The 8,701-nt window shown below is 59.8% G+C and carries 9 protein-coding genes and 1 riboswitch; of the genes, 6 read left to right on the forward strand and 3 right to left on the reverse strand.

The genetic code is table 11. The features are described from left to right. Positions 1 to 67: 67 nt before the first annotated feature. Positions 68 to 192, reverse strand: a riboswitch (TPP riboswitch). Between the two features lie 39 nt (positions 193 to 231). Then, the gene (locus tag ITX55_RS23505; RefSeq protein ID WP_019456431.1) at positions 232 to 735 is read right to left on the reverse strand and encodes an Rsd/AlgQ family anti-sigma factor; all 504 of its coding nucleotides are present in this window, start codon (positions 733 to 735) and stop codon (positions 232 to 234) included. A 101-nt stretch (positions 736 to 836) separates the two neighbouring features. Here ITX55_RS23505 and nudC point away from each other — a divergent pair, with 101 nt between their 5' ends. The 6 genes from nudC to ITX55_RS23535 all read left to right on the forward strand — a co-directional run bounded on the left by nudC (position 837) and on the right by ITX55_RS23535 (position 5,212). Continuing rightward, complete coding sequence (gene nudC, locus ITX55_RS23510; protein ID WP_047575422.1) at positions 837 to 1,604, forward strand: NAD(+) diphosphatase; 768 nt, start codon at positions 837 to 839, stop codon at positions 1,602 to 1,604. A 38-nt stretch (positions 1,605 to 1,642) separates the two neighbouring features. After that, positions 1,643 to 2,707: a uroporphyrinogen decarboxylase gene (gene hemE, locus ITX55_RS23515; protein WP_033644367.1), complete on the forward strand. Its 1,065-nt coding sequence runs from the start codon at positions 1,643 to 1,645 to the stop codon at positions 2,705 to 2,707. 9 nt (positions 2,708 to 2,716) lie between these two features. Next, positions 2,717 to 3,403 carry a deoxyribonuclease V gene (gene nfi / locus ITX55_RS23520; RefSeq protein ID WP_033652711.1) on the forward strand — a complete coding sequence of 229 codons (687 nt, stop codon included), beginning with the start codon at positions 2,717 to 2,719 and terminating at the stop codon, positions 3,401 to 3,403. Between the two features lie 48 nt (positions 3,404 to 3,451). Beyond that, positions 3,452 to 4,042 (forward strand): YjaG family protein, encoded by a 591-nt coding sequence (locus ITX55_RS23525; protein WP_033644369.1) that lies wholly within the window; start codon positions 3,452 to 3,454, stop codon positions 4,040 to 4,042. A 189-nt stretch (positions 4,043 to 4,231) separates the two neighbouring features. Beyond that, positions 4,232 to 4,504, forward strand: a complete 273-nt coding sequence (gene hupA / locus ITX55_RS23530; protein WP_004929874.1) for a nucleoid-associated protein HU-alpha — start codon at positions 4,232 to 4,234, stop codon at positions 4,502 to 4,504. 36 nt (positions 4,505 to 4,540) lie between these two features. Next, positions 4,541 to 5,212, forward strand: coding sequence for a DUF1481 domain-containing protein (locus ITX55_RS23535; RefSeq protein ID WP_223085417.1), 672 nt, complete (start codon positions 4,541 to 4,543; stop codon positions 5,210 to 5,212). Positions 5,213 to 5,261: 49 nt separating this feature from the next. On the opposite strand, the gene purD is transcribed toward ITX55_RS23535, so the two are convergent. Together purD and purH are read right to left on the reverse strand one after the other, a co-directional pair. Further along, positions 5,262 to 6,545 carry a phosphoribosylamine--glycine ligase gene (gene purD, locus ITX55_RS23540; protein ID WP_046688074.1) on the reverse strand — a complete coding sequence of 428 codons (1,284 nt, stop codon included), beginning with the start codon at positions 6,543 to 6,545 and terminating at the stop codon, positions 5,262 to 5,264. A 48-nt stretch (positions 6,546 to 6,593) separates the two neighbouring features. Then, positions 6,594 to 8,183, reverse strand: a complete 1,590-nt coding sequence (gene purH, locus ITX55_RS23545; RefSeq protein ID WP_108680059.1) for a bifunctional phosphoribosylaminoimidazolecarboxamide formyltransferase/IMP cyclohydrolase — start codon at positions 8,181 to 8,183, stop codon at positions 6,594 to 6,596. Positions 8,184 to 8,701: the final 518 nt, after the last annotated feature.

The raw sequence follows: 8,701 nt of genomic DNA on the forward strand, positions 1-8,701 counted from the left end.
GCTCGGAGGGAGTAATGATGGTGGCCGATAAGGCTGGACGCCCGCAAAGGGAAGGCCGTGCCTGTGGCGATAGATTACTCTTGTTCCCTTCGCGGGTATTAGCCCGATCAGGTTCCGCGGATCCCGAATTAACGGTCTCAGCCTGGCTGATTCGATGAACAAATCAGGCGCTAGGCACTCCGACAAGATGCCCCCCAGTATAGGAGGGATAAGAAAAAAAACTATAAAATTTTAACGCGCCGGATCCAGCGCCTGGTCCGGCAGCGGTTGCTGCGCGGCCTCCGCTTCCAACAGGATCAGCTTATCTTCCAGCGCAAAGCGCGCCGCCAGCGTTTCGCCGATATCCGACAAGGCCTGATGGAATTCCAGACAGACCTCCTGATCGATATCCACTTCGGTATAGCGATCGTGGAACGCCATGATCTGTTCGGTATTGGCCCATAGCTTGGGGTAGATGTTCACCGCCAGCGACATTTTCGGACTGGCTGCGCCTTCCACTTGTTTGATAATTCTGTCATAGATATGAAAATGCCCTGCGGAGAGGTAATCCACCAGGTTATGGCAAAAGTTCTCCAGCGCTTTTTCATTCAGCGGCGTATGCTTTTCTTTATTCGGTTTGAGGCCTACCAGCGTGCAGTAGGCGACCAGCAACTGCTTGCGGGCCTGAAGCCATTGATCAACTAATTCATTACTACCGCCAACGCGCTGAGTCAGCCTTTCCAAACGGTTGAGCATGTTTGACTCCGTGTAAGTAACAAAAGTAACCGGTAAGTTATTAAAATGTAACAAAGCCGATTTGTAGAGTGCCAGTGAAGCTGAGGTTGTGCAACAACGATATGGAACTTGCATTAACGGGCAATGAAAACGGCTGGTGGATCGTCAGCCATGAAAGCAAACTTTGGTTACCGAACGGTGAATTGCCGTCAGGAACGGCCGCCGCCCTCGGGCTGCAGGGCCACATGGCGCGCGTCATCGGTGAGTGGGAGGGCGCGCCGGTCTGGCTGGTGCGCCAGGCGATGCCGCGGGAGATGGGATCGGTGCGTCAGCTGTTGGATCAGGATCGTGGTCTGTTCCAGCTTGCCGGGCGCGGCGTGCAGCTGGCGGATTTCTACCGCTCCCATCGCTTTTGCGGCTACTGCGGCCATGAGATGCATCTCAGCCGCACCGAAAGCGCCTGCCTCTGCGGCCACTGCAAAGAACGGTACTACCCGCAGATTGCGCCCTGCGTGATCGTCGCCATTCGGCGCGACGATCAGATCCTGCTGGCGCAGCACGTGCGCCATCGCGGCGGTATCCACACGGTGCTGGCCGGTTTCGTCGAAGTGGGCGAAACGCTGGAGCAGGCGGTGGCGCGCGAAGTGATGGAAGAGAGCAATATCGAAATCAAGAACCTGCGCTACGTCACTTCACAACCCTGGCCGTTCCCACACTCGCTGATGATGGCCTTTATGGCCGATTACCATCAGGGCGACCTTCGTCACGATCCCAAGGAGCTGCTTAACGCCGGCTGGTATCGCTACGACCAACTGCCGCTGTTGCCGCCGCCCGGCACCGTGGCGCGCCGGTTGATTGAGGACACCGTGGCGCTGTGCCGGGAAGAATAATGTACAATGGCCGGCAGATTATTAAGGGAGCCCCATAAATGACTGAGTTGAAGAACGATCGCTACCTGCGCGCGCTGTTGCGCCAGCCGGTGGATGTGACCCCCGTATGGATGATGCGCCAGGCCGGTCGTTATTTGCCGGAGTACAAGGCGACCCGCGCCCAGGCCGGTGATTTCATGTCGCTGTGCAAGAACGCGGAGCTGGCCTGTGAGGTTACGCTGCAGCCGCTGCGCCGCTATGCGCTGGACGCCGCCATTCTGTTCTCCGACATTCTCACCATTCCCGACGCCATGGGGCTTGGCCTGTACTTTGAAGCCGGCGAAGGCCCGCGTTTCAGCTCACCTATCACCTGCCGTGCCGACGTCGACAAACTGCCGGCGTTTGATCCGGAAGTGGAGCTGGGCTATGTGATGAACGCGGTGCGCACCATCCGCCGCGAGCTGAAGGGCGAAGTGCCGCTGATCGGCTTCTCCGGCAGCCCGTGGACGCTGGCTACCTATATGGTTGAAGGCGGGAGCAGCAAGGCCTTCACCAAGCTGAAAAAAATGATGTATGCCGAACCGGCCACGCTGCACCTGTTGCTGGACAAGCTGGCGGACAGCGTGATCCTGTACCTCAACGCCCAAATCAAGGCCGGCGCGCAGTCGGTGATGGTGTTCGACACCTGGGGCGGGGTGCTGACCGGGCGCGATTACCGCGAGTTCTCGTTGCACTACATGCACAAGATCGTCGATGGCCTGCTGCGTGAAAATGACGGCCGCCGCGTGCCGGTGACGCTGTTTACCAAAGGCGGCGGGCAGTGGCTGGAGGCGATGGCCGCTACCGGCTGCGATGCGCTGGGGCTGGACTGGACCACCGATATCGCCGACGCGCGTCGGCGCGTGGGCGACAAAGTGGCGCTGCAGGGTAATATGGATCCGTCGATGCTCTATGCTTCTCCGGCGCGCATCGCGGAAGAGGTGGAGACCATTCTGGCCGGTTTTGGCCACGGCAACGGTCATGTGTTCAACCTGGGCCACGGCATCCATCAGGATGTGCCGCCTGAGCACGCCGGCGCCTTCGTCGAGGCGGTGCACGCGCAGTCGGCGAAATACCACCGTTAAGGATTCGATGTGACCGATATGCAGGCCCTGCGCGCCGAACAGCTGCGGCGCGCTGCTGAAGTCATTCGCTACGACGATCTGCCGGCCGAACCGCCGGCCTTCATCGCCGGCGCCGACGTGGGCTTCGAGCAGGAGGGGGCGGTGACGCGTGCCGCTATCGCCATACTGCGCTATCCGTCGCTGGAGCTGGTGGAATATCAGGTGGCGCGCATCGCCACCGTCATGCCTTATATCCCGGGCTTCCTGTCGTTTCGCGAATACCCGGCGCTGTTGGCCGCCTGGGCACAGCTGCGGCAAAAGCCGGGGCTGATCTTCGTCGATGGCCACGGCGTTTCACATCCGCGGCGCCTCGGCGTCGCCAGCCATTTCGGCCTGCTGGTCGATGTACCGACCATCGGCGTGGCCAAGAAGCGCCTGTGCGGCAAATTCGCGCCGCTGGAGGCCGCCGTCGGCGCGCTGGCACCGTTGGAAGATAAGGGGGAACAGCTGGGCTGGGTATGGCGCAGCAAGGCGCGCTGCAACCCGCTGTTCATCTCTACCGGTCACCGCGTGGGCGCCGACAGCGCGCTGGCGTGGGTGCAGCGCTGTATGGCGGGCTACCGTTTGCCGGAGCCGACCCGCTGGGCCGACGCCATCGCTTCGCGCCGTCCGGCGTTTCAGCGTTGGTTGCAGCAGCATCCGGAGGTGTCGCCATGAGCGATTTCGGGTACACTGCGCCGCAGATAACGCGTAAGAGAGTAAAGCATGCTACGTAACCCGATTCATTTACGTCTGGAACGGCACGAGGCTTGGCAACATTTGACCTTTATGGCCAGTTTGTGCGAGCGTATGTACCCGAATTACCAGATGTTCTGCAAACAGACCGAGTTCGGCGATCCGGCGATTTATCGCCGCATTCTGGATTTGGTGTGGGAAACGCTGGTGGTGAAGGACGCCAAGGTCAACTTCGACAGCCAGCTCGAGAAGTTGGAAGAGGCGATTCCGTCGGCGGAAGATTACGATCTTTACGGCGTTTACCCGGCAATTGATGCCTGTATCGCATTAGGGGAACTGATCCATTCGCGGCTCGGCGGGGAGACGCTGGAGCACGCCATCGCCATCAGCGAAACATCGATTCGCACCGTGGCGATGTTGGAAATGACTCAAGCCGGTAGGGAAATGACCGACGAAGAGTTGGGAAGTTTGCCTGCGGTAGAGGAAGAATGGGACATTCAATGGGAAATTTTCCGCCTGTTGGACGCCTGTGAAGAGCGCGATATAGACCTGATCAAGGGGCTGCGATCCGACCTGCGAGAGGCCGGTGTCAGCAACATCGGGATAAATTTAGCGCAATAAGGCAACAAAACGTGATTTAACGCCTGATTTGTCATGCCTTAAGGCTTCACATCCGCACCCTGTCTGGTCTACATTTGGGGGGCGTAAAAAAAGTGGCTATCGGTGCGTGTATGCAGGAGAGTGCTGTCAATCGGCATATCCGTCGCACTCGATGCTTTGCAAACGATAAACACACTGTAAGGATAACTTATGAACAAGACTCAACTGATTGATGTAATCGCGGACAAGGCTGACCTTTCCAAAGCACAAGCTAAACTGGCTCTGGAATCCACCCTGGCTGCTATTACTGAGTCTCTGAAAGAAGGTGATGCAGTACAATTGGTTGGCTTCGGTACTTTCAAAGTAAACCATCGTAGCGAGCGCACTGGCCGCAACCCACAGACTGGCAAAGAAATCAAAATCGCAGCAGCCAACGTGCCTGCGTTCGTTTCTGGCAAAGCACTGAAAGACGCTGTTAAATAAGACCGCGCCTCGGTGAAAAGATTAAACAGAGGGGCGATGGCGCCCCTTTTGTTTACTCGTCGGGTGCTCATGGCCGCCGGCATCGCCCTCGGTCTGAGCGCCTGCAGTTTCCATTCCGATATTCCCAGCTTTACCGCCAGCGGCTTTGTGGCCGATCAAGGCGTGATACGCCTGTGGCGTAAAGACGATGAGCAACATCGCCCGCAGGTGCTGGTCAGCGTCTACAGTCCCTACCGCGGACCGGGTACCATCACCACGCTGTACACCTATCAGGGCGACGTGCTGCGCCAAATCAAACGCAACGACGCCGACGGCGATCGAGATTCCATTCAACTGCGCTTTGCCGACGACGGCACGGTGAGCTTTATGCAGCGCCAGCTTGCGACACGCCGCGAACCGCTGACCCGCGATGAAACCGCCCTGTATCAATATCAGGCGCGACGTATCCTCGAAGTCAGCAATGCGCTGCGCGCCGGCAAGGTCAAATTGCTGCAGGGGCGTTGGTTGCAGGGCGAAGTGCAAACCTGCGACGGACAACGCTTAAAACCCGGGTTGGATGCCTCCGCCATCGCCTGGATCGAAAAACGTGCCCGCAGCAGCAGCCGGCCGGTGAGCGTCGCCTGGTTGGAAGCGCCGGAAGGCAGCGAGCTGCTGCTGGTGGCGAACGACGACTTCTGCAGCTGGGAACCGAAAGAAGACCAGCTATAAAAAAGGCCCCGCGCTGCGGAGCCTCTTGTCATGACCTTATCAGGTCAAATCACTTGCCGCGCGCAATCGCGCGATAACCGATATCTTTGCGGCAGAAGCTGCCCGGCCACTGGATGCCTTCCGCCAGCTGATAGGCGCGTTGTTGCGCCTGCGCCACGGTGTCGCCCAGCGCCGTCACGCACAGAACGCGACCGCCGCTGGTGACGACGTCATCGCCCTGCAGGCGCGTGCCGGCATGGAAGACCTTACCGTCGGCGCTTTCCTGTTGCGGCAGCCCCTGGATCACCTCGCCGTTGCGATAGTCACCCGGATAACCGCCGGCCGCCAGCACCACGCCGAGCGCGGGGCGCTCGTCCCAGTCGGAGGTTTTCTCGTTCAGGCGGCCTTCGGCGCCCGCCAGGCACAGTTCCACCAGATCGGAACGCAGGCGCAGCATGATCGGCTGGGTTTCCGGATCGCCGAAACGACAGTTGAATTCGATCACCTTCGGCTGGCCGTCGGCGGCGATCATCAGGCCGGCGTAAAGGAAGCCGACGTAGGTGTTGCCTTCCGCCGCCATGCCGCGCACCGTCGGCCAGATCACCTGGTCCATGGCGCGCCGGTGGATTTCGTCGGTCACTACCGGTGCGGGAGAATAGGCGCCCATGCCGCCGGTGTTCGGGCCGGTGTCGCCGTCGCCGACGCGCTTGTGGTCCTGGCTGGTGGCCATCGGCACCACGTTCTCGCCGTCGACCATCACAATGAAGCTGGCCTCTTCACCGTCAAGGAACTCTTCCACCACGATGCGATGACCGGCGTCGCCGAAGGCGTTGCCGGCCAACATGTCGCGCACCGCCTCTTCCGCTTCCTGCAGCGTCATCGCGACGATCACGCCTTTACCGGCCGCCAGGCCATCGGCCTTGATGACGATCGGCGCGCCTTTGCTGCGCACGTAGGCCAGCGCCGGCTCCACGTCGGTGAAGTTTTCATATTCGGCGGTCGGGATGCGGTGGCGCGCCAGGAAATCCTTAGTGAAAGCTTTGGAGCCTTCGAGCTGCGCGGCGGCCTGCGTCGGGCCGAAGATTTTCAGACCGGCGGCCTGGAAGGCGTCGACCACGCCAATCACCAGCGGGGCTTCCGGCCCGACGATGGTCAGACCGATGTCATGGCTCTGGGCGAAAGCGACCAGGGCGGGGATATCGGTGGCGGCGATCGCCACGTTCTCCAGATTGGCTTCCAGCGCGGTACCGGCATTGCCCGGCGCAACGTAGACTTTATCCGCCAGCGGAGACTGGGCGGCTTTCCAGGCCAGCGCGTGTTCGCGCCCGCCGTTGCCGATAATCAAAATGTTCATCAGGGGCTCCACGAATGGCGTGCGCCGGAGCGCACGCGGCAAAAGGAATTAATGGCGGAAATGACGCATGTCGGTGAAGATCATCGCGATGCCGTGTTCGTTGGCGGCGGCGATCACTTCGTCGTCGCGGATCGAGCCGCCAGGCTGGATCACGCAGGTGATGCCGACTGCAGCTGCGGCATCGATGCCGTCACGGAACGGGAAGAAGGCGTCGGAGGCCATGGCGGATCCTTTCACTTCCAGCCCTTCGTCGCCCGCTTTGATGCCGGCGATCTTGGCGGAATAAACGCGGCTCATCTGGCCGGCGCCTATGCCGATGGTCATGTTGTCACGTGCATAAACGATGGCGTTGGATTTCACGAACTTGGCCACTTTCCAGCAGAACAGCGCGTCACGCAGTTCCTGTTCGGTCGGTTGGCGCTCGGATACCACGCGCAGATCGGCGGCGGTCACCATGCCGAGATCGCGATCCTGTACCAGCAGCCCGCCGTTGACGCGCTTGAAGTCCAGCCCCGCCACGCGTTGCTGCCACTGGCCGCAGGCCAGCACGCGCACGTTCTGTTTGGCGGCCAGCAGGGAGCGCGCTTCCTGAGTGACGTTTGGCGCGATGATCACTTCCACGAACTGGCGGCTGATGATCGCCTGCGCGGTGGCGGCGTCCAGCTCGCGGTTAAAGGCGATGATGCCGCCGAAGGCGGAAGTCGGGTCGGTTTGGTAAGCGCGCTCATAGGCGGCGAGGATGTCGTCGCCGATCGCCACGCCGCAAGGGTTGGCGTGCTTGACGATCACGCAGGCCGGTTCGGCAAACTCTTTCACGCATTCCAGCGCGGCGTCGGTATCGGCGATGTTGTTATAGGACAGCGCTTTGCCCTGCAGCTGCTCGGCGGTCGCGACGGACGCTTCCTTTACCTCTTCTTCTATATAGAAGGCGGCTTGCTGGTGGCTGTTCTCACCGTAACGCATATCCTGCTTCTTGATGTAGTTGAGGTTCAGGGTACGAGGGAAGCGGCCGGACGGCTGTTCGGTCTCGCCGTGGTACGCCGGCACCAGCGCGCCGAAGTAGTTGGCGATCATGCTGTCGTAGGCGGCGGTGTGTTCGAAAGCCTTGATGGCGAGATCGAAGCGGGTGGCATAGCGCAGCGAGCCGTCGTTGTTGTCCATCTCGGTAATGATGGCGGCGTAGTCGCTGCTCTTCACCACGATGGCGACGTCTTTATGGTTCTTGGCGGCGGAGCGCACCATGGTCGGGCCGCCGATATCGATATTTTCGACCGCGTCTTCCAGCGAGCAATCCGGGCGCGCCACGGTTTGGGCGAACGGGTACAGATTGACGACCACCATGTCGATAGGCTGGATGTCATGCTGATTCATGACCGCGTCGTCCTGGCCGCGGCGGCCGAGGATACCGCCGTGAACTTTCGGGTGCAGGGTCTTAACTCGTCCGTCCATCATCTCCGGGAAGCCGGTGTAGTCGGAAACTTCGGTAACGGGCAGACCGGCGTCTGCCAGCAGGCGGGCGGTGCCGCCGGTGGAGAGCAGTTCAACGCCGCGCTGGGAAAGCGCTTCGGCGAATTCAACGATACCGGCTTTGTCAGACACGCTGAGCAGAGCCCGGCGGATTGGACGAGGTTGTTGCATGGTTTTATCCCTTGGCTTTGAGTCGCAATTAAAGAGCGTTACGTGAATGTCCACCTCGTTCTCTCTATAAAGCGCGGTTTTCTGCCTTATAAAGGGAGGGACAGGCACAAATTCAGGTAACGCCCCCGTAAAAAGGGGGATCGTTTCGTCGCGGGGAATTGTAGCGAAAACGTTTGCGTGGCGCTCGTAAATTTTCCGTACAAATCGCATCTGTGGATAACACTGTGTGCAAGTGGGTATAAAGCGGGGTTTTGCTGTGGAATGCAGCTAACGATCGTTTTTGCTGAAAATACCTGTTGCGGCCTGCGAGGAACTCCCTATAATGCGCCTCCATCGACACGGAACATGTGAACAACTTCACAGAGTATCCGGGGGTCGCAGAGAAAAATCCTGAAAATTAGGGTTGACTCTGAAAGAGGAAAGCGTAATATACGCCACCTCGAGTTAGCAAGCGAAAGCGCCTAACTCACTGCTCTTTAACAATTTATCAGACAATCTGTGTGGGCACTCCACAAGAC

This window comes from Serratia sp. EWG9 (assembly GCF_019913725.1).
Classification (GTDB): Bacteria; Pseudomonadota; Gammaproteobacteria; order Enterobacterales; family Enterobacteriaceae; genus Serratia; species Serratia ureilytica.